Genomic DNA, 20440 nt, shown 5'->3' on the forward strand with positions numbered 1-20440 from the left:
GGTCATTTTTTTGACTAACAATAACTCTAAGTGATAGAGAACGCTTAGTTTACTTTATAATTTAACATGGAAGAAAAAAAATTCGACGTACAATCCTTAATTGGATTTTTCCTGATTGGTGGACTTTTAATTTGGATGTTGTACAACAATTCCTTTGAGACTAACGAAGCTGTAGATAAAAAAGATACGATAGAGCAAGTTGAGAATGCTCCTCAAGAAACTGCTACTCCACAAAAAGAGCTTGGTATTCAAGAAATGGATTCTACTGCAAGAGCTAGAGTACAGGAATCTTTAGGTACTTTTGGCTATTCTGCAACTTTAGCATCTGCAACAAATAAGACTACCACATTAGCCAATGATCTATTGGATCTTAAAATAGATAATAAAGGTGGATATATTTCTGAAGCAAGAATGACTCAGTTTAAAACCTACGATTCTATTCCTGTTTATCTTATAAAAGATGGAAACGCTTCTTTAAACTTGACTTTTACAACTTCAGATGGAAGAGTGATCAATACAAAAGACATGTATTTTGAACCTTCCCTTTCGGATAGTGGTAACAATCAGGTACTTTCTATGAAATTGAAGGTTTCAGAATCTGAATATTTGGAATATGTATACGTGATGAAACCGGGAGAATATATGTTGGATTTCAGCATTCGTTCTCAAGGCCTTAGAGATGTAATTAGCAGCTCGAATGATGTGAATTTAGACTGGAATTTAAAAGGTTATCGTCATTCTAAAAGTATCTCTTATGAAAATAGATACACCGAGTTAGCTTGGGAATATGAAGATGGAGACGATGATTATTTAGGTCAAGGGGAATTGAAAGATGATGAAGCAGACGATGTAACTTGGATAGCCTATAAACAACATTTCTTTTCTTCTATATTATTAACAGACACTCCATTTGTTAAGGGGGATTTCGTTTCTAAAAACCTAGTTGAAGATGAAGAAATTGATACAGTATATACAAAAGAGTTTGCTACTCGCCTTCCTTTAGAATTAAAAGGCGGAGAGCTTAATTATAATATGAATTGGTACTACGGTCCTACAGATTATAAGATCTTAAACGATTATGACAGAAATCTAGATGAAGTTGTACCATTAGGTTGGGGGATTTTTGGATGGATTAACAAATATGTATTTATTCCGTTTTTCGCATTTTTATCCGGGTTCTTACCTAGTTACGGAATTGCAATTATTGTAATGACTATCGTAGTAAGAATTGTACTCTCACCAGTAACTTACAAGTCTTATTTATCTCAAGCTAAGATGAAGGTTTTAAAACCTGAAATTAATGAGCTTAATGAGAAATATAAGGACAATGCAATGAAAAAGCAGCAGGAAACTATGAAGCTTTATAGCAAGGCAGGAGCCAGCCCTATGAGTGGATGTTTGCCAGCCTTGATGCAGATCCCCGTCTTCTATGCTTTATTCCAATTTTTCCCGAGTGCCTTCCAATTAAGGCAAAAAGGATTCCTTTGGGCAGATGATCTTTCTAGTTACGATACCATAGCAGAATTGCCATTTACGATTCCTTTCTACGGAGACCATGTGAGTTTATTTCCAATTTTAGCTTCTATTGCCATCTTTATTTACATGATGATGACAACAGGACAAACAATGCAGAACAACCAACAACCCGGGATGCCTAACATGAAATTTATCATGTACTTATCCCCTATCATGATGTTGTTCTTCTTTAACAATTATGCCAGTGGACTTTCACTTTACTATTTTGTATCTAATTTAATTACAATTGGTATTATGCTTGTAATTAAGTATGCCATAATAGATGAAGATAAGATCCATGCTAAGATTCAGGAGAATAAAAAGAAGCCTAAAAAGCAAGGAAAGTTTGCTAAGAAAATGCAAGACATTATGGAGCAAGCAGAACAACAGAAGAACGCTAAGAAATAGTTTTTCACATACAGATATTAAAAAGCCCGGAATTCCGGGCTTTTTTAATTTTTAAAATTAGTTAACTAGTCCTCTGAGGCAGGTAAAAGCACCTGGTCTATGGCATGAATTACTCCATTAGTAGCCTGAACATTTGGTAAGACAACTGTAGATGTTCTTTCATTCTCATCTGTAATAGTCACACTAGCTCCTACATTAATTGTGATCTCTCCGGTTTCAAAAGTTGTTACCATCATTCCATCTGTAAGATCTTCCGCTCTAACGTTATCTCCCGATACCACATGATAACTAAGTACTGTAGCTAGAAGATCAGCATCAATATCATCTAAGGAATCCACATCAAGCTCATCTAATAATGCAACAAAAGCATCATTAGTTGGAGCAAATACGGTAAAAGGAGAAGCATCTCCAGTAGATTGAAGTATATCTACGAAGGTATAATCTTCTTCCCTAGTTAATGCAGCTTGTAATATATCGAATGTTGGATCTGCAATTGCAAATGTTGTAATATCTGGCAAACCAATCACTTGGTCCACTGCGTGAATAATTCCATTATCCACTTCAATATTTGTAGTGGTAACAGTTGAAACCCCGTTAATTACTACGTTATCTCCAACATTAATGTACATACTAAGATTTTCATCTGAAGCTGGACCTTTAGCCATACTTTCTATATACCCGGTACTTAAGTCGGCAGCCATGATCTCTCCCATTTGAACATGATTTAAAAGTACTTGTTTTAATACATCTACAGGTACATCATCTAAGGCATCAAAATTATTAGCAGCTAAAAATTCACTAAACGCCTCATTATTAGGAGCAAACACAGTGTATTTAGTGGTTCCATCCAGCGTGGATGTTAGATCTGCTGCCTCAAGAGCCGCAGCTAAAGAGGAGTAATTATCATTAGTAGATACAAAATCTGCAATAGTATTATCTTCCACCATTGGCACATTAGCATCGTCATCATCGTTACAGGCGAACATTCCTAAGGCAAGGAAAGCCATAACAGCGGGCTTGAAAATTTTCGAAGTTAATTTCATAATATGATTTTTTTGATTAGTTAATAAAATTAGACAACAACATAGAATAATTTTGTTTAACAATTGTTAATAAATTTTAAACAATTGTTAATTTATTGTATATCAATATTTTATAGGGAGATTATAAACGTAAATGGTATTTGATATACGTTTAAAATTATAGGGGATATTAAATTAAAAACGGAAAGGGTAGTTTAAATATTATACTATAACAGATTTTTTATCTGTTAAAATTTGAGCTAATTATAGTTGATTTTCTATATCTATAAAATAATGCAGTAGATTATAAGTTATAAAGGAAACCTTATCTTTGCAAACCAAATTAAAAACCTATTTACATGAAAAAGATCTTTTTATTATTTTTTAGTTTAACATTACTAAGCTCTTGCACTAGCGATGACGATTCAGGAAATGCAGGTGACGACCAAATTTTAGGAAAGTGGTATGTTGCTGAAATTAACAATAGTGGCACATTAAATTTAACTGTAAGCGAATGCAACAAACAATCATTTATAGATTTTAATGCAGATAATAATGCAGACTCTGCTTTTTACACTGTTACTGATGGTGAATGTGAATTAAAAGATTCTGATAATTCTGCTTGGAGTAATGAAGGGAATTCTAGATATAAATTTACCATTCCTTTTGAAGGGATTGGCTCTCAAGCTGGAAGAGTTGAATTTAACGAAAGCTCAAGTTTCACCTTTTATCCAGATCTACTTTCTGGACAAAACACAAATATTGTATTCGAAAAAAGATAATTTTTTCAATATTTAAAATCAAGAGAGGGTAGTTTTTACTACCCTTTTTTATTTCGTAATTTTGCCATCTGTAATCCGACAATTATAAGACTTATTAAATCTCGGACTTACCGAAGTGATTGATGTTATATTATGAAAAAAGTAGTTGTAGGCTTATCAGGAGGTGTAGATTCTAGTGTTACCGCATATTTATTGCAACAACAAGGGTACGAAGTTATAGGCTTGTTCATGAAGAACTGGCATGATGATACCGTAACTATTTCTGATGAATGCCCATGGTTAGATGATAGCAACGATGCCATGATGGTTGCTGAAAAATTAGGAATTCCCTTCCAGACAGTAGACCTGAGTGAAGAATATAAGGAGCGAATCGTAGACTATATGTTTCGTGAGTATGAGTTAGGAAGAACACCTAATCCAGACGTACTTTGTAATAGAGAAATAAAATTTGATGTCTTCATGAAGATCGCTCTTTCTTTAGGAGCAGATTATGTTGCAACAGGACATTATTGTAGAAAAGGCATACTGGAGAAAGACGGAGAAACTATCTACCAGCTATTAGCAGGAAAAGATGATAATAAAGATCAGTCTTATTTTCTATGTCAACTTACCCAAGAACAGCTTTCAAAAACACTTTTTCCAATTGGAGAGCTGCTAAAACCAGAGGTTCGCAAAATTGCTGCTGAACAAGATTTGATCACGGCCGATAAAAAAGATTCTCAAGGACTTTGTTTTATTGGAAAGGTTAGGTTGCCAGAATTTCTTCAGCAAAAACTAAAAGCAAAAGAAGGAGTAATAGTAGAGATAGATTCTCAAAGAGAACAATACCAAGATCTACCGATACAGTTCAATTCTAAGGCTGAAGAGCTGGAACTACTTTCTAAGAAGTTTCAATATGAGCTAGCAGATGGTAAAGTTGTTGGGAAACATCAAGGTGCTCACTACTTCACAAAAGGTCAAAGAAAAGGTCTTGCAGTAGGTGGAACTCCGGAACCTTTATTTGTAATAGACACAGATGTTAACGAAAATATTATCTACACAGGTCAAGGAAAAGAGCATCCCGGCTTATTCAGAAAAGCGCTATTTGTAGCTAATGATGAAGTGCATTGGGTTCGTGAAGATCTAGCAATTGCACCAGATTCTGAACTTAAGGTAAAAGCCAGAATTAGATATAGACAAGAATTACAAGAAGCTACCTTACATCAAACAGAGAATGGTCTTTATGTATTGTTCGAAAATGCACAGTCTGCAATTACCGAAGGTCAGTTTGTTGCTTGGTATTTGGAGGATGAATTAGTAGGTTCAGGAGTGATCTCTTAAATTAGCAATACCTAAGTGTAAAATTGATATCAGCAAGAAATATGATCTTATAAAGATTGCCACAAATTCACTAATTAGAAATCAATCAAGAGTCTCGGAGAATTAAACCCTCAATGAGAGATTATATTTGTGAATTCGTGGCTTTTAAATAATTAAAATATAAATCCGTAAAACACCATAAATTGTTAAAAAACGTCATTCTGAACTTGATTCAGAATCTAGCTACACTAAAAATAAATAGAGTGAATTGAAACCTTGAAATAAATTCAGGGGGACGAGATGTTAAGGTGCATTGAGGGACGAAAAAAGTATACCTATAAATTTCAATAAAATATGCAGAATAGAATCACCCAACTTTTCAATATAAAATATCCATTAATTCAAGCTGGAATGATCTGGGCAAGTGGATGGAAACTTGCAAGCACCGTTAGTAACAGTGGAGGATTGGGGATAATTGGGGCTGGTTCTATGTACCCTGAAATTCTAAGAGAGCATATTCAGAAATGTAAAAAAGCTACGAACAAGCCTTTCGCAGTTAATGTTCCTATGCTATATCCTGATATAGAAAAGATCATGGAGATCATTATTGAAGAAGGGGTTAAAATAGTTTTTACCTCTGCAGGAAATCCTAAAACATGGACTAAACATTTACAAAGTCACGGTATTAAAGTAGTACATGTGGTTAGCAGTGTGAAATTCGCATTAAAATCTCAAGATGCGGGAGTAGATGCAGTGGTTGCTGAAGGCTTTGAAGCAGGAGGCCATAATGGAAGAGATGAAACCACAACCTTCACCCTGATCCCAATGGTAAAAGAACAACTGGAAATACCTCTTATCGCAGCTGGAGGAATAGCCACAGGTAGAGGAATGCTTGCTGCAATGGTGTTAGGTGCAGATGCAGTACAAATTGGGTCTCGATTTGTTGCTAGTAATGAGGCATCCTCTCATCAGAATTTTAAAAATAAAGTGGTAGAAGCTAAAGAAGGAGATACCCAATTAACTTTAAAAGAATTGGCACCGGTGCGTATGTTGAAAAATAAGTTTTTTAATGAAGTTCAGGCACTATATCAAACTGCTCCTACAAAAGAAGAACTAATCACCTTATTAGGACGTGCTCGTGCTAAAAAAGGGATGTTTGAAGGCGACATGGAAGACGGGGAATTAGAAATAGGACAGATCGCAGGCTTAATACATGAGATAAAACCAGCTACAGAAATTATTCAGGAAATTATTTCAGAATTTGAAAGTGCTAAGCAAAAAGTGGCTCAACTTTAAGAACTAAATTCTTTAAATTTATTTAATTCTTCTGCAATATACTGCCGCCACTTAAGTTCGGCTTCTTTGCTTAAACTATGGTTAGATTCTTTATCGAAAGCATTTTGCATAGCACTACGCTCCTTATCTATATTCTCATATAATTTATTCAAATACTCGCGGGAATCTTTATTTATTTTAGAAGCCTCTACATTAGCTAAAAGCTTTCTCAATTTTCGCGCATGCAATTCGGATATATCAAAATGAAGCTGTTCATGCTTCAGCAAATATTCAGATTTTGATGCTGGCTGTACCCAACTCTGTTCTGGATAAAAAAAAGATTCTACTTTATAGTCTAATTCCATTTTCTGTGAAGTTCCTTTTAAACCCCAAGAATAAGAAAGTCCAGTATTGGTATTAGCATGAAAAAGTGTTTTTTCAAGAGGCACTCCCTGGAAATCCTCCCAGGTTAAATGAGCCTCTTCGCTCCAAGAAATCTTTAGATCTTCAGATTGCCCAAACCCAAAAACAGGAAGCGAGAGCATCAATATGAAGAAAACAGTTCTCACTAATTAATAATTAAAGGTGATGTTTTTAATAATATCCGGGTGAATACTTTGGATGACCGGGCATGTCTTAGCCGAATTTTCCAGTACGGTTTTATCTCTATCTGTTAATTCTCCTTTTACAAACATAATTACATCAATCTTAGAGATTCTTCTAGGATTTGCTGCCATGTGTTTTGTAACCTCCGCATATGTACCTTTTATATCCAGCTCGTGTTCGTTAGCCTTAATTCCCATAATTGTAAGCATACAAGAGGCCATTGCAGTAGCTACAGTATCTGTTGGGGAGAATGCCTCTCCCTTCCCATTATTATCTAATGGAGCGTCTGTAATAAATTTATTTCCGCTTTGGATATGCTCACATTCAGTTCGCAGATCTCCTTTGTAAATTACTTTTGAAGTCATAGATTTTATTTTGCAACACTAAGTGTAAGATCTTTATTTAGTTGCATAATATAGATTGCATCATTATAAAAGCCACCATTGGATTTAGGTTTGTAAAGGAATTTATTTTCTACATATTCTGTGATAATATTAGCTTTTACAGACTCTTCAATACTTCCCATCGCGGCAAGTCTTAATAAAACATCTAAGGTAAGATCGTAACCTCGTACTGTGTATTTATTAGGAATATAGCCATACTTATTTTTATAGGCTTCAACAAAACTATCTGTTACTGTTTCGTCAAATTCTTTATATTCAGAAGGAAAATGAAAACTCAATTCTCCTAAATGCTCATTAGTTACAGCATCACTTTCAAAAGTGCTGTTTTTATAGGTGGTGAACAAAGTGATCCTGTTATTCCTAGCTAATCTATTTAAAGCTGAAGTTGCACTTCCAAGCAAAGCAATATTTTCCGATTCTAAGATCACCCAATTCTCACGAGATTTATCTATTACAGATGCTAATGAAGATTCTGTAATATTATTGGATTGCGGATTTAAAATTCGTGCACCAGGGATAGCACTTACTAATTTGGCTTTTATTGCAGAAGAAGCTCCATCTGCTACAATGATCACATTTTTACCTTGAGAATTACTCTGGAGAAATACGATCATGGCTTCTCTTAACATATCATCACTTGGACGAGATTGGTATAAATTAGGGAGCGCTTTTAACTCTCTATTGGTGATTGGTGAGATCACGGGAACATTTAAATTCACTAAGCTAGATGCTGCCTCTTCTGAGGTTGCTTGATATAATGGACCAATAACAGCATCTACATTACTAAAATTGTTAGCTGCAATAGTTTGGGAAACTTTTCCAGAATTATTTTGAGTATCGTAAACACGAAGGTTTGTAGAAATACCCAATTCTTTAGCTCGATCTATAGCCATTAAAGCGCCGCTATAAAAATCTAAAGAGAGTCGCAATACACGATCTTTTTGAATTGACTCTTTAGCATTAGAAACAGAATCGTTTTTAATTTTACTAAGATTATAAGGAAGCATCAAAACTAGATTTTTCGGCTCGAAATTCTTTAAATTCTTAGAAAGATCCATTTTTGTTAACTCAGAAGTTGGCATTGGTTTTTCACCTAATCCAGCTACATCTTCCAATTTATTCCCTTTAGAATCTTTAGTAGGTACTTTTAAGATCATACCCCATTTTAATCCGTCTTTTAAAGCAGGATTCAAAGCAACCAAAGAATCTTCAGCTACCTGAAATCTTCTAGTTAAACTATACATAGTTTCTTGAGGCTGCACTTCATAGAATTCAAAGGCATCATCAGTAATTACCACAGGCTGGTTAAGTACATTAGTTCCAACTTTAATCATCATCCCTGGCTGTAAAACTCCAACCTTTGGATTAAGATCTTCCAACTCTTTCAGCGTCATTCCATATTTCCGAGCGATCCCATATTTAGTTTCTTTAGGAATAATAATATGCTCTCTCGTTTTCAGGATCTGTGCAGAGGGTTTAGAATTAGTTACTTCAGGATTTCTTTCTTCTATAATAACTTTCCCGGGAGTAGGTCTTTCTTTCTTTTCAGCAATAATAACTTTTTCCGGAGTGCTTTCATCTACAACGAAAACAGGGATCTGGATAGTTTCTCCATTCTGAAGTTCTTTTGAATATAGTTGTTTATTGTACTTTTTGATGTCTTCTACACTTACTCCATATTCCTTAGACAAGCTATATAAAGTTTCCTTTTTCTGCACTTTATGCGAATTAAAGCTAACCGCTTTCTTAACTGCGTTTTCGCTTTGTTCTAAGGACATAGGAATTACCAACTTTGCATTTACCTGTAAACCTTCCTTAGCTTCCGGATTTAGTTTAAGTAAAGTCTCTTGGCTTATATCATATTTCTTGGAGATACTATATACTGTTTCCCCTGCAGTAACTGTATGATATTGATAAGCCTGACCAAAGGCACTAGTAGTAAGCACTTGAAAAAACAAGCATATAATAATTAAAAACCTCATCTGTTATTTTTTTACTGAAATTAATTAGTGTCTAACTATTACTCCCACTCTATAGTTGCAGGCGGTTTAGAACTTATATCGTACACTACTCTATTAACGCCTTTTACCTTATTTATTATTGTATTTGATATTTTTTGTAGGAATTCGTAAGGTAAATTTACCCAATCTGCTGTCATTCCATCGGTAGATTCTACTGCTCTTAAAGCAACTACTTTTTCATAAGTTCTCTCATCCCCCATAACTCCAACAGAATTCACAGGTAGTAATATTGCTCCGGCTTGCCAAACCTTATCGTATAACATCCATTCTTTTAGTCCATTTATAAAAATGGCATCAACTTCTTGAAGCACCCTTACTTTCTCGGCAGTGACATCCCCAAGGATTCTAATTGCCAATCCCGGACCTGGAAAAGGATGTCTTCCTAACAATTCTTTTGCAATACCAAGTTCTGCACCTACCCTTCTCACTTCATCTTTAAAGAGTGCTCTTAACGGCTCTACTATCTTAAGTTTCATAAAGTCTGGCAATCCACCAACATTATGATGGGATTTAATTGTTGCTGAAGGTCCTCCTGTAGCAGAAACAGATTCTATTACATCTGGATAAATTGTCCCCTGCGCCAAAAATTTAACATCTTGAATTTGGTGAGCCTCATCGTCAAAAACTTCAATAAAGGCATTCCCTATCTTCTTTCTCTTTCCTTCTGGATCACTAACTCCAGCCAATGCATCCAAGAAACGTGCCGAAGCATCTACTCCTTTTACATTCAATCCCATATCCTTGTATTGATCAAGAACACTTTCGAATTCGTCCTTTCTAAGCAATCCGTTATTTACAAATATGCAATATAAGTTCTTCCCGATGGCTTTATGTAAAAGCACCGCGGCAACAGAAGAATCTACTCCTCCGCTTAGACCAAGAACCACTTTATCGTCTCCAATCTTTTCTTTTAATTCTGAAACCGTCATGTCTACAAAGGCTTCCGGAGTCCAACTTTGTTCTACTCCAGCAATCTTCACTAAAAAGTTCTCTAAAAGTTGTTTTCCATCTGAAGTATGATAAACTTCCGGGTGAAACTGAATAGCAAAGGTCTCTTCCCCTTCAATCCTGTAAGCTGCATTTAGAACGTCTGAAGTACTAGCCAAACGAACAGCATTGGTTGGCAATTCCTTTATAGTATCACTATGGCTCATCCACACCTGAGAATTCTCCGTGATGTCTTCAAACAAAACTTCGGCATCCTTTATAATAGAAAGATTGGCTCTTCCATATTCTCTAGTTTCTGAAGGCTCTACTCGTCCTCCATGAAAATGAGCTAAATACTGAGCTCCATAACATACCGCAAGCAAAGGCATTTTTCCTCTAATTTCTGAAAGATCAGGATGCGGTGCATCTTCTGCTCTCACAGAAAAAGGACTTCCAGAAAGGATTGTTGCCTTAAATCCTGAAATATCTTTTGGTGGGTTATTATAAGGGTGAATTTCGCAGTAAATGTTAAGCTCTCTAACTCGTCTTGCAATTAGTTGAGTATACTGGGATCCGAAGTCTAAAATAAGTACGTTTTGTTGCATGCGCAAAAGTAAGAATTTGAACGAATAATGTCCTAGCAGAATTATTATTTTATATCTTTAAATCCATTCAAAATAAACATTTATGAAATATCTGGTTGCTATCATATTTTCTATTGCCATAGTTTTGGCTTCTTTGTTATTAGGAAATGCCTATATAAAAAGAGCGCAGCCAGTTGGAGTTATCTCTGTAACCGGTTCTGGCAGCGAGAATTTCACCTCAGACCTTATTGTTTGGGAAGGACAATTTGTAAGAGTTTTTCCTGTATTAAAACAGGCCTATGAAGATTTAAACACAGATAAGGAAACTGTAAGAAAATACTTGATCCAAAAAGGGATTCCTTCAGAGAACATCGTTTTTAATTCTGTTCAAACCAACGAACAACGAGAAAATCAATATCAAAATGGAAATTATGTTGGTAGCACTTTTAAGGGCTATGAATTAATACAATCTATAAAAATTGAATCTACCAATGTAGAATTAATAGAATCTGTATCTCGAGAGATCACAGAACTATTGAATAAAGGAGTCCAATTTAACTCCACGCCCCCAAGATATTATTATACCAAAATAGCCGATCTTAAAATTGAAATGATCTCTAAAGCTACAGAAGATGCGCGTTTACGAGCAGAAAAAATCGCAGAGAATAGCGGTGGAAATCTAGGAGATCTCAACAATGCTAGTATGGGAGTATTTCAAATTACAGGTCAGAATAGCGGTGAAGATTATAGTTGGAGTGGCGCATATAACACTCAGGACAAAAAGAAAACTGCGTCTATAACTATGAGATTGGAATATAAAATTGACTAATTCCAGGTGATTAATTAAAATATTCCCACGTTTTCAAAAGAATATAATATCATATCCAAACTATTAAAATTGCAGCTCAATAAACCCGACAGCAATCTTGAAATACCATTTTCTGGATAGTTCAAAAATGAAATATGTCGTATCTTTAATGATCCTTTTTTTTTGAAGGTAAAACTACTTAATTACTTTAAAAATTGAATTAAGCTTATGTTAAACGACCTATTTCAAGCGGCATGGAAGGAACTAAGTCTAGCAGCATCTGGGAAACAACATCCTTTCAATTTTTTCAGTTTGGCAACAATGGGAAAAAATGCTGCCGTAAGACAACGCACTGTTATTTTGAGAGGAATTTCTGAAAATAAAAGCTTGCTGTTCTATACCGACCTCCGCTCTACTAAGATCAAACAACTTGAACATAACTCAAAAGCAAACTGCCTTTTTTATGATCCTGCAAATCAGCTTCAATTAGTATTTAAAGGAAATATTATAATACATACCGATAATGAAGCTTGGGAAGAACATAAATATAAGATTGAAGGGAAGGCTGTAAATAATTACAATAGTTTATTACCTCCGGGGAAGCCAATAAAAAATCCGCTACAAGTAGAGCGCACCAACAAATTACACTTTGCCCTCCTGGAATTTATACCAGTAAGAATGGAATATTTAAAGCTCAAGGAAGACTCTAATCATCTTCGTGCGAGATTTAGGCTAGATGAGGGGAATTGGAAACAGACCTTTTTGGTGCCTTAAAAAGGCTGTATAATATTTGTTATCAAGAAAATTATTGACAAGATAATCCTCGAAATTTAATAGCAAATAAATAACAATCTTTCCATTTGCTGAAGGGAAAGGTGAAAAATTCAAACAAAAAAAACTCCTTAGTTTCCTAAGGAGTTTAAAAAAGGGTGGAAGACCGGGTTCGAACCGGCGACCCTCGGTACCACAAACCGATGCTCTAACCAGCTGAGCTACAACCACCATTTATTCGCGGATGCAAATGTATATTTTTTATATAATTCTGCCAAGAAAAAAATGAAATTAAATTAGGTCAAAAATGGAATCTACTGCAGGATAACGTTCTACGGTAAAACCTTCTGCATGTTCTGTTCCAATTAGGCGCCCCAAATCTCTTGCACGGTACGTAATACTATCAAAAAAGTTATCACTAGAGATAGGCGTGGAAGGTTCGCTGCTGTCTTTATCAAAAAATTGAGTTTTATAAGCTTTTACAGAATTTAACTTCACATCCATATATCCAGTAATATCTACTGCAATATCCGGAGTAATGTTTTTCCATTGAATATAATGATATACATGCTTTGGCCTCCATGGCTCCTGCACTACTCCATCATCTTTAGTTTCAATTTTTAGTAGTCCACTTAAAAAACATGCATCGCTCACTAATTTAGAACCTTTCCCATGATCTATATGCCTATCGTCTATCGCATTGCACAGCACAATTTCGGGCTTATACTTTCTAATGATCTTAATGATCTCTAATTGATGCTCTTCATTATTAATAAAAAAACCATCTTTAAACCTTAAATTTTCTCTAATTGTCAAGCCGAGTATTTTCGCAGCTTCCGCAGCTTCCTGGTCCCTAGTTTCAGCTGTACCACGAGTTCCAAGTTCTCCACGAGTAAGATCTAGCACTCCAACTTTTTTACCTTTATCTACTTCCTTAGCAATTGTACCTGCACAACTCAACTCAATATCATCGGGATGTGCACCAATGGCTAAAATATCTAATTTCATATTTGTAATATTCTCTGTATTATTTTTAAACCTTCAATTCTTTTACGGCCTCCAAAGCCTGCTCTAAATCTGCAATAAGATCTTCTTTTTCTTCGATCCCAACTGAAAATCGCATAAGCCCATCTTTAATTCCTTGGCTTGCTCTCTCTTCGTCGCTTAAGAGTGCGTGAGATGTCAAAGTTGGAGAAAGAATTGTAGACTCTACTCCTGCAAGACTCATAGAAGGCTTTATTAGCTTTAATTTCTTCTGAAATAAAGAAGCATTTATTCCTTCCTTTAGTTCAAAAGAAAGCATACCTCCAAAACCTCTCATTTGAGACTTAGCCAATTCATGGTCTGGATGCGATTTTAATCCTGGATAGTATACTCTTTCCACATCTTCATGCTTTTCAAGATACTTAGCCAGCTTTTTCGCATTCTTATTCTGAGCTTTCACTCGTATTCCCATCGTTTTAATACTGCGTTCCAAAAGCCATACTGTGTAATCACTTAAACTGCCTCCAAAATTCTTAGCAAGCTGAAAAATGGTATCTATATGTTCTTCCGAAGAGATCACTGTTCCTGCCAAAATATCACTATGTCCGCCCATATATTTTGTAGCCGAATGGATCACCACATCAATTCCAAAATCGATAGGGTTCTGGTTTACGGGTGAAGCGAAGGTATTATCTATCATACTCACAAGACCGTGTTTCTTGGCTATTTTAGATACCGCATTAAGATCTGTAATAGTAAGTAATGGATTTGAAGGTGTCTCTATATAAATAACCTTTGTGTTCTCTTTGATCTCCGCTTCAAAACTTTCGGGCTTCAGATCTTTAGTGAAGGAGTAGGAAATTCCATACTTTTTGAACTCCTCAACAATTAGATTTCTAGTACCACCATACAGGGTGTTTTGCAACACTACATGGTCTCCACTGTGTAAAAATGCCAGCATCGCTGTGCTTACTGCAGCCATTCCACTTCCAAAGATCAAAGCAGCTTCCCCATTTTCTAAGGCAGCCATTTTCTTAGCCAAAGCAACCTGATTGGGGGTATTAAAATATCTTGGATAGCGCTTTACCTCCACATCTTCAAATGCATAAGAAGTAGACATATATAAAGGAGAAATCGCTCCTTTAAACTGAGTGTCCTTTAATTCTCCCGCATGAGCACAACGAGTATTAATTCCAAGTTTATTCTTCATAAGTACTTTAGTTTTAGGTAAGCTAAATTTTTGCTCTAATGTAAAAAGAATTTATCTAAACTCTTTTCAACAAATACTAATTTCAAAAGTTCTAAATCAATTATTCTGAAATAATAACCTATGTTAATATTTTGCGTTAAACATAGTTTAAAGTCCCAATAAAACATATCTCCACATTCCATAATATGTACCTTAGTCTCGATAAATTAAAATGAAAAAGAAAATTATGAGCGAAGTTAAAGCATATGCGGCATCGTCTAAAACCGCAGAATTAGAACCATTTAAATTAGAAAGAAGAGATATCACAAAAGAAGATGTAGAAATTGATATTTTATATTGTGGAGTTTGCCATAGTGATATTCATACGGTAAAAAACGATTGGAAAAATGCACAGTACCCTGTAGTTCCTGGACATGAGATTGTTGGTCGTGTTACTGAAGTTGGAGATAATGTTAAGAATTTTAAAGAAGGAGACCTGGTTGGAGTTGGTTGTATGGTAGATTCTTGCCAAACATGCGATTCTTGTAAGGAAGATCTGGAACAGTATTGTGAAAATGGGGCAACCTTTACTTACAATAGTAAAGACAAACATTTAGGAGGACACACTTTTGGAGGATATTCTGAAAAAGTGGTTGTGGATAAAAAATTCGTGCTTAATGTTCCTGAAAATTTAGATATCGAAGCTGTGGCACCATTACTTTGTGCAGGTATCACCACCTTTTCTCCACTTAACCACTGGAATGTAAAAAAAGGAGATAAAGTTGGTGTAATTGGTCTTGGCGGATTAGGACATATGGGTATTAAATTTGCTCATGCAATGGGTGCTCATGTGGTAATGATCACTACTTCTCCAGAAAAAAGCGGGGATGCGAAAAAATTGGGAGCAGATGAAGTTTTGATCTCTAAAGACGAAGAACAAATGAAAGAACATGCAAATTCTTTCGATTTCTTACTGAATACCGTTCCTGTAGGACATGATGTTAATCCATATATTGGGTTATTAAAACGAGATGCAACTATGGTTTTAGTTGGAGCTATAGAACCTTTAGATCCAATTCATGGAGCTGGATTAATTGGCAGTAGAAAAAGTATTGCAGGTTCGCTAATTGGAGGTATTAAAGAAACTCAGGAAATGCTGGACTTCTGTGGGAAACATAATATAGTTTCAGATGTAGAGATGATCGACATTCAGAACATTAACGAAGCTTATGAAAGAGTTCAGAAATCTGATGTAAAATATCGATTTGTGATCGATATGAAGTCACTAAAGAACAGTTAGAAATTCAAAATATAATAAATAAACAAGGCTGTCTTATTTTTTTTGGCAGCCTTATTTTATACATAAACTTAAATCATGGGAATATTTTCGTCTTTATTAGGAAATGCAGGAAGCATTGAAACAAGTGTTTTGGAAAAGGATTATGGAAAATTATTAATTCCTTCTGAAACTATTGAAGCGGGTTTTAAATTGTTACGGGACACTTTTATCTTCACCAACAAAAGATTGATCCTAGTAGATGTCCAAGGTTTAACTGGTAGAAAAATGGAGTATTTCTCTGTAAGCTACCGAAGCATTTCCAGGTTTAGTGTGGAAACTGCAGGTAGTTTCGATCTAGATGCCGAATTAAAGATCTGGATCTCTGGAGAACAAAACCCGTCTATTTCAAAAAGATTCAATAAGAGTGTGGATATTTATGAAGTTCAGAAAATATTAGCAGCACATATCTTATAAATTCCATCTTCAATTTATATGAATAGCGTGAAAAACTTAAAGGCTTTTTTATCTTTACGCTATGAAATTACTTTTTACAAATATTAAAGAACTGCTTCAAGTTAGAGAAGCTTCTGTTTTAAAGCTTTCCGGAAAAGAGATGAATACGCTCCCAACGATCAAGAATGCTTGGTTATTAGTGGAAGATGATAAGATCTCTGATTATGGTAAAATGGATGATCTTGCTAACATTTCAGCAGATAAAACTATAGATCTCACCGGGAAAATGGTTCTTCCCTCATGGTGTGATTCCCATACTCATATTGTATATGCAGGGAACAGAGAACAAGAATTCGGACAACGAATTAGTGGTCTATCCTATGAAGAGATCGCCAATAATGGTGGCGGGATTTTAAATTCTGCAAAAACTTTACAAAACACTTCTGAAGAGGATCTTTATAATCAATCTGCAAAAAGATTGGAAGAAGTGATTAAACTAGGTACTGGTGCAGTAGAGATAAAATCTGGATACGGATTAACAAAAGAGGCGGAGCTTAAAATGCTTCGGGTGATCAAAAAATTACAGCAGAATTATAATCTCCCTATAAAAGCTACTTTTTTAGGAGCTCATGCCCTACCCCTAGAATATAAGGATAAGAAAAGTGAATATATAGATCATGTGATCCAAGAAATACTTCCTGCAGTTGCAAAGGAAAATCTTGCCGATTATATTGATATTTTTTGTGAACAAGGGTATTTTACTGTAGAAGACACAAATAAATTATTACAAGCTGCTGCCAAATATAATTTACGCCCGAAAATTCATGTAAATCAGTTCAATGCGATTGGTGGTGTACAGGCGGGAGTTGAAAACAAAGCTTTAAGTGTGGATCATTTAGAAGAGATGAGACAGGAAGATATACTTGCATTGAAAGATTCTGAAACTATGCCGGTAGCATTACCGGGATGTTCCCTCTTTTTAAGCATTCCATATACCCCGGCCAGAATGATCATAGATGCAGATCTTCCTTTAGCTTTGGCTACAGATTTCAACCCCGGAAGCGCTCCCAGTGGAAATATGAATCTAGTAGTTTCACTGGCATGCATTAAAATGAAAATGACTCCGGAAGAAGCAATTAATGCAGCAACTATTAACGGGGCTTATGCTATGGATTTGAGTGAAAAAGTAGGAAGTATTACCAAAGGTAAGCTTGCCAATCTAATAATCACAAAATCCATCCCTTCTTACACATATATACCTTATGCCTTTGGGAGTAACCCTATTGAGGCTGTTTATATTAATGGAAAATTGATCGAGTAATGGAAGGATTTAAAACATATAGTCTAAAAGACGTCGAAAAGATTATAAAAACCCGGGAGGGAGAAACCAAGTTTGGGGAACGGGTGCATTTTATAGAAGATCTCGATGATCTAGCAAGTATTGATGCCAAATACGTGCTTTTCGGGATTCCGGAAGATATAGGAATTCGTGGAAATTCAGGTAAAGCTGGAGCTGCTGCTGCATGGAAATGCTGTTTAAATTCACTCTTGAATATTCAGGCAAATCAATATACCAAACCAGAAAAATTGATCTTATTAGGGGAGGTGGAATGTGGTGAGGCTATGAATAAGGCTTCAAATATAGACCCTGCAGATCCTAATTATTATTTAAAACTGGGAGATCTTATTAGTAAAATAGATGATGTCGTATCTCTAATTGTCGCTAAGATAGTTTCCGCAGGAAAAACACCAATAATTATAGGCGGCGGGCATAATAATGCTTTCGGAAATATTAAAGGAGCTTCTGAAGCTTTAAAAAGACCTCTGAACATTTTAAATATAGATGCTCATACCGATCTTAGAAAAACCAATTTTAGGCATAGTGGAAATGGCTTTAGCTATGCAAGAAAAGAAAAATACCTAGGAAAATATAGAATTTTCGGGCTTCACCAAAATTATACTCCGGAATATATTTTCAATGAAATGAATCAGTCTGCAAACGATGGGTATCGCCTTTTCGAACATTTAATATTAATGCCTTCAGAAAAGATCGTTCAGTCGTTTAGAGAAGAAATGGAATTTGTATCTCACGATAATTTTGGATTAGAATTGGATTGCGATGCAATAAAGGGCTTTCCAAGTAGTGCTCAAACTCCAAGCGGCTTTGCTATAAATATGATTAGGAATTTCATTAGAATAGCTTCAGAAGAGGAACACGTTAAATATTTACACATTTGTGAAGCTGCACCTACATTAGAAACAGAGAATAAAGTAGGAAAGGCTTTAAGTTACTTTATAACAGATTTTATTAGATAATGGAAATACTATCCTATACTCCAGAATATGCAAAAGATTTTAAAAATCTTAATATTGCATGGCTAGAAAAATACTTTTGGGTAGAACCGCATGATGAAGATGTTTTGGGAAACCCTGAGAAATATATAATTGCACCCGGAGGTATTATTTTCTTTGTAAAGGAAAATGAAGATATTATTGGTACGGTCGCCTTAATGAAAATGGAAGATGATATTTTTGAACTTACAAAAATGGCTATTACTCCAGCAGCTCAAGGAAAAAAGATCGGACAACAACTAATGGAACACACTATAAATTTTGCCAAGCAGAAAAAGTGGGAAAAACTTATAATCTATTCCAATAGGAAACTTGAAAACGCTATCTACATTTATAAAAAATATGGTTTTATTGAAATTCCAATTGAAGAAAACAATCCATATTCCAGAGGAGATATTAAGATGGAGTTGAACCTTTCATAAATATTTATTAATTGCAAGAGAATCCCTCACAGCTTTCTTAACTTTATATAATTAATACATTTAAAGCCCCTTACGGGGTTTTTTTGGTTCGCGAAATTCAATATAAACAACTAAAACATTAAAAAATGAAAAGATCAATATTTGCCATAATCTGTATGGGATTTTTATTTACCTCCTGTAAAAACGAAGAAAAAAAAGAAGCCTTATCTGCAAATGAAACTGAGCTTACTGCTGAAGTAGATCAGGAAATGGAAACAACTTCAGATTTGAACATTGAGCCTATATCCCATGCAACTGCTGTTATTAAGTGGGGAGATGCAGTGATGTATACAGATCCTGTAGGTGGCGCAGAAGTGTTTGAAGGAAAAGATGCTCCTAATTTTATCTTGATCACAGATATTCATGGAGATCATATGGATGCTAAAACATTGGAAGCACTTGAATTAGGAGACACAAAAATCATTGTCCCACAAGCGGTTAAAGATCAATTACCTAAAGAAATGGCATCTAATTTATTAGTGATGAATAATGGCGATACTAAGGAAATGATGGGATTTTCAATTAAAGCTGTTCCTATGTATAATTTACCTGAAGCTAAAGATGCAATGCATACAAAAGGAAGAGGTAATGGGTATGTAATTGAAAAAGATGGACAACGTTTATATATCTCTGGAGATACTGAAGATATCCCAGAAATGAGAGAATTAAAAAATATAGACGTAGCTTTAGTTTGTATGAATTTACCATACACCATGACTGTGGAGGATGCCGCAGATGGCGTTTTAGCCTTTGCTCCTAAACAAGTATATCCATATCATTATAGAGGAAAAGATGGATTGTCTGACGTTTCTAAATTCAAGGAATTGGTGAACAAAGGAAACAAAGAGATTAAAGTAGTTCAATTGAACTGGTATCCGGAAATGAAGTAAGATTGAAACTAAAAATAGCTGGTCTTTCCTTGGAAATAGGTAAACAGTTTATAGATCACAATTAACCATATAAAAAGGATGAAAAAAGCAACCAGCCAGTTGTTCTTTTTCATCCTTTTTGGGTTTTTAATGGCCTCTGCCCTAGCCTCCAGAACTACTATCTCTGGAATTAATTTTATTGACGCAGCAATTAAAAGTGGAACTAATATTAAATCATCTAAAATTCCAAGAATTGGAATAAAATCCGGGATAAGATCTATAGGACTAAGTAGATACCCGACTGTTAAGCCAATGAGTATTTTTGCCATCAACGGAGTTCGAGGATCGGTATAGGCTATAGATAAAACCTGAATTTCTTTCTTAAGTTTCTTAACCTTAGATTTAAGTTTATTCAGAAAGTTCAAGTTCAA

The 20440-nt window shown here is 35.1% G+C and carries 20 protein-coding genes and 1 tRNA gene; 12 read left to right on the forward strand and 9 right to left on the reverse strand.

Annotation, left to right across the window (positions count from 1 at the left end; translation table 11 throughout):
- Positions 1 to 66: 66 nt before the first annotated feature.
- Positions 67 to 1923 carry a membrane protein insertase YidC gene (gene yidC / locus BC962_RS08870; protein ID WP_121345634.1) on the forward strand — a complete coding sequence of 619 codons (1857 nt, stop codon included), beginning with the start codon at positions 67 to 69 and terminating at the stop codon, positions 1921 to 1923.
- 65 nt (positions 1924 to 1988) lie between these two features.
- Here yidC and BC962_RS08875 read toward each other — a convergent pair whose 3' ends face one another.
- Entirely contained in the window at positions 1989 to 2966 is a 978-nt protein-coding gene (locus tag BC962_RS08875) for a fasciclin domain-containing protein (RefSeq protein ID WP_121345635.1), read from the reverse strand.
- A 338-nt stretch (positions 2967 to 3304) separates the two neighbouring features.
- Here BC962_RS08875 and BC962_RS08880 point away from each other — a divergent pair, with 338 nt between their 5' ends.
- The 3 genes from BC962_RS08880 to BC962_RS08890 all read left to right on the forward strand — a co-directional run bounded on the left by BC962_RS08880 (position 3305) and on the right by BC962_RS08890 (position 6322).
- Complete coding sequence (locus BC962_RS08880; RefSeq protein ID WP_121345636.1) at positions 3305 to 3727, forward strand: lipocalin-like domain-containing protein; 423 nt, start codon at positions 3305 to 3307, stop codon at positions 3725 to 3727.
- Between the two features lie 132 nt (positions 3728 to 3859).
- The gene (mnmA, locus tag BC962_RS08885) at positions 3860 to 5047 is read left to right on the forward strand and encodes a tRNA 2-thiouridine(34) synthase MnmA (RefSeq protein ID WP_121345637.1); all 1188 of its coding nucleotides are present in this window, start codon (positions 3860 to 3862) and stop codon (positions 5045 to 5047) included.
- Positions 5048 to 5380: 333 nt separating this feature from the next.
- Positions 5381 to 6322, forward strand: a complete 942-nt coding sequence (locus BC962_RS08890) for an NAD(P)H-dependent flavin oxidoreductase (protein WP_121345638.1) — start codon at positions 5381 to 5383, stop codon at positions 6320 to 6322.
- Here the strand turns inward: BC962_RS08890 and BC962_RS08895 are convergent.
- From BC962_RS08895 to guaA, 4 genes are read right to left on the reverse strand one after another with little or no spacing between them, the layout of a single operon-like run.
- Positions 6319 to 6870 (reverse strand): DUF922 domain-containing protein, encoded by a 552-nt coding sequence (locus BC962_RS08895; protein WP_147405640.1) that lies wholly within the window; start codon positions 6868 to 6870, stop codon positions 6319 to 6321. The genes BC962_RS08890 and BC962_RS08895 overlap by 4 nt on opposite strands.
- A 3-nt stretch (positions 6871 to 6873) precedes the next feature.
- Complete coding sequence (locus BC962_RS08900) at positions 6874 to 7272, reverse strand: OsmC family protein (RefSeq protein WP_121345640.1); 399 nt, start codon at positions 7270 to 7272, stop codon at positions 6874 to 6876.
- Positions 7273 to 7277: 5 nt separating this feature from the next.
- Positions 7278 to 9293, reverse strand: coding sequence for a LysM peptidoglycan-binding domain-containing protein (locus BC962_RS08905; protein ID WP_121345641.1), 2016 nt, complete (start codon positions 9291 to 9293; stop codon positions 7278 to 7280).
- A gap of 38 nt (positions 9294 to 9331) precedes the next feature.
- Positions 9332 to 10864, reverse strand: a complete 1533-nt coding sequence (guaA, locus tag BC962_RS08910) for a glutamine-hydrolyzing GMP synthase (RefSeq protein ID WP_121345642.1) — start codon at positions 10862 to 10864, stop codon at positions 9332 to 9334.
- 82 nt (positions 10865 to 10946) lie between these two features.
- Between guaA and BC962_RS08915 the strand changes: the two genes are divergently transcribed.
- Complete coding sequence (locus BC962_RS08915; protein WP_121345643.1) at positions 10947 to 11672, forward strand: SIMPL domain-containing protein; 726 nt, start codon at positions 10947 to 10949, stop codon at positions 11670 to 11672.
- A 207-nt stretch (positions 11673 to 11879) separates the two neighbouring features.
- The gene (locus BC962_RS08920; protein WP_121345644.1) at positions 11880 to 12425 is read left to right on the forward strand and encodes a pyridoxamine 5'-phosphate oxidase family protein; all 546 of its coding nucleotides are present in this window, start codon (positions 11880 to 11882) and stop codon (positions 12423 to 12425) included.
- 153 nt (positions 12426 to 12578) lie between these two features.
- On the opposite strand, the gene BC962_RS08925 is transcribed toward BC962_RS08920, so the two are convergent.
- From BC962_RS08925 to BC962_RS08935, 3 genes are all read right to left on the reverse strand, one after another.
- Positions 12579 to 12654 (reverse strand) — tRNA-His (locus BC962_RS08925).
- A gap of 59 nt (positions 12655 to 12713) precedes the next feature.
- Positions 12714 to 13430: a bacillithiol biosynthesis deacetylase BshB1 gene (gene bshB1, locus BC962_RS08930; protein WP_121345645.1), complete on the reverse strand. Its 717-nt coding sequence runs from the start codon at positions 13428 to 13430 to the stop codon at positions 12714 to 12716.
- Positions 13431 to 13455: 25 nt separating this feature from the next.
- A complete protein-coding gene (locus BC962_RS08935) occupies positions 13456 to 14616 on the reverse strand; it encodes a trans-sulfuration enzyme family protein (protein WP_121345646.1) in 1161 nt (386 codons plus the stop codon).
- Positions 14617 to 14842: 226 nt separating this feature from the next.
- Between BC962_RS08935 and BC962_RS08940 the strand changes: the two genes are divergently transcribed.
- From BC962_RS08940 to BC962_RS08965, 6 genes are all read left to right on the forward strand, one after another.
- Positions 14843 to 15895, forward strand: a complete 1053-nt coding sequence (locus BC962_RS08940) for an NAD(P)-dependent alcohol dehydrogenase (protein WP_121346051.1) — start codon at positions 14843 to 14845, stop codon at positions 15893 to 15895.
- 75 nt (positions 15896 to 15970) lie between these two features.
- The gene (locus BC962_RS08945; protein ID WP_121345647.1) at positions 15971 to 16348 is read left to right on the forward strand and encodes a PH domain-containing protein; all 378 of its coding nucleotides are present in this window, start codon (positions 15971 to 15973) and stop codon (positions 16346 to 16348) included.
- Positions 16349 to 16409: 61 nt separating this feature from the next.
- The gene (gene hutI / locus BC962_RS08950) at positions 16410 to 17648 is read left to right on the forward strand and encodes an imidazolonepropionase (RefSeq protein WP_121345648.1); all 1239 of its coding nucleotides are present in this window, start codon (positions 16410 to 16412) and stop codon (positions 17646 to 17648) included.
- Positions 17648 to 18643: a formimidoylglutamase gene (locus BC962_RS08955; RefSeq protein WP_121345649.1), complete on the forward strand. Its 996-nt coding sequence runs from the start codon at positions 17648 to 17650 to the stop codon at positions 18641 to 18643. Before hutI ends, BC962_RS08955 begins: the two co-directional genes overlap by 1 nt.
- Positions 18643 to 19101: a GNAT family N-acetyltransferase gene (locus tag BC962_RS08960; RefSeq protein ID WP_121345650.1), complete on the forward strand. Its 459-nt coding sequence runs from the start codon at positions 18643 to 18645 to the stop codon at positions 19099 to 19101. The genes BC962_RS08955 and BC962_RS08960 overlap by 1 nt, the downstream gene beginning before the upstream one ends.
- Positions 19102 to 19226: 125 nt before the next feature.
- Complete coding sequence (locus tag BC962_RS08965; protein WP_183075478.1) at positions 19227 to 20030, forward strand: MBL fold metallo-hydrolase; 804 nt, start codon at positions 19227 to 19229, stop codon at positions 20028 to 20030.
- 8 nt (positions 20031 to 20038) lie between these two features.
- On the opposite strand, the gene BC962_RS08970 is transcribed toward BC962_RS08965, so the two are convergent.
- A complete protein-coding gene (locus BC962_RS08970) occupies positions 20039 to 20434 on the reverse strand; it encodes a YkvA family protein (protein ID WP_121345652.1) in 396 nt (131 codons plus the stop codon).
- Positions 20435 to 20440: the final 6 nt, after the last annotated feature.

This window comes from Gillisia mitskevichiae (assembly GCF_003634585.1).
Taxonomy (GTDB): Bacteria; Bacteroidota; Bacteroidia; order Flavobacteriales; family Flavobacteriaceae; genus Gillisia; species Gillisia mitskevichiae.

What these genes read in the sequence shown, in the direction of transcription:
- yidC (WP_121345634.1), top strand. Translation starts at nt 67, where the DNA reads ATGGAAGAAAAAAAATTCGACGTACAATCCTTAATTGGATTTTTCCTG.
- BC962_RS08875 (WP_121345635.1), bottom strand. Translation starts at nt 2,966, where the DNA reads ATGAAATTAACTTCGAAAATTTTCAAGCCCGCTGTTATGGCTTTCCTT.
- BC962_RS08880 (WP_121345636.1), top strand. Translation starts at nt 3,305, where the DNA reads ATGAAAAAGATCTTTTTATTATTTTTTAGTTTAACATTACTAAGCTCT.
- mnmA (WP_121345637.1), top strand. Translation starts at nt 3,860, where the DNA reads ATGAAAAAAGTAGTTGTAGGCTTATCAGGAGGTGTAGATTCTAGTGTT.
- BC962_RS08890 (WP_121345638.1), top strand. Translation starts at nt 5,381, where the DNA reads ATGCAGAATAGAATCACCCAACTTTTCAATATAAAATATCCATTAATT.
- BC962_RS08900 (WP_121345640.1), bottom strand. Translation starts at nt 7,272, where the DNA reads ATGACTTCAAAAGTAATTTACAAAGGAGATCTGCGAACTGAATGTGAG.
- BC962_RS08905 (WP_121345641.1), bottom strand. Translation starts at nt 9,293, where the DNA reads ATGAGGTTTTTAATTATTATATGCTTGTTTTTTCAAGTGCTTACTACT.
- guaA (WP_121345642.1), bottom strand. Translation starts at nt 10,864, where the DNA reads ATGCAACAAAACGTACTTATTTTAGACTTCGGATCCCAGTATACTCAA.
- BC962_RS08915 (WP_121345643.1), top strand. Translation starts at nt 10,947, where the DNA reads ATGAAATATCTGGTTGCTATCATATTTTCTATTGCCATAGTTTTGGCT.
- BC962_RS08920 (WP_121345644.1), top strand. Translation starts at nt 11,880, where the DNA reads ATGTTAAACGACCTATTTCAAGCGGCATGGAAGGAACTAAGTCTAGCA.
- bshB1 (WP_121345645.1), bottom strand. Translation starts at nt 13,430, where the DNA reads ATGAAATTAGATATTTTAGCCATTGGTGCACATCCCGATGATATTGAG.
- BC962_RS08935 (WP_121345646.1), bottom strand. Translation starts at nt 14,616, where the DNA reads ATGAAGAATAAACTTGGAATTAATACTCGTTGTGCTCATGCGGGAGAA.
- BC962_RS08940 (WP_121346051.1), top strand. Translation starts at nt 14,843, where the DNA reads ATGAGCGAAGTTAAAGCATATGCGGCATCGTCTAAAACCGCAGAATTA.
- BC962_RS08945 (WP_121345647.1), top strand. Translation starts at nt 15,971, where the DNA reads ATGGGAATATTTTCGTCTTTATTAGGAAATGCAGGAAGCATTGAAACA.
- hutI (WP_121345648.1), top strand. Translation starts at nt 16,410, where the DNA reads ATGAAATTACTTTTTACAAATATTAAAGAACTGCTTCAAGTTAGAGAA.
- BC962_RS08955 (WP_121345649.1), top strand. Translation starts at nt 17,648, where the DNA reads ATGGAAGGATTTAAAACATATAGTCTAAAAGACGTCGAAAAGATTATA.
- BC962_RS08960 (WP_121345650.1), top strand. Translation starts at nt 18,643, where the DNA reads ATGGAAATACTATCCTATACTCCAGAATATGCAAAAGATTTTAAAAAT.
- BC962_RS08965 (WP_183075478.1), top strand. Translation starts at nt 19,227, where the DNA reads ATGAAAAGATCAATATTTGCCATAATCTGTATGGGATTTTTATTTACC.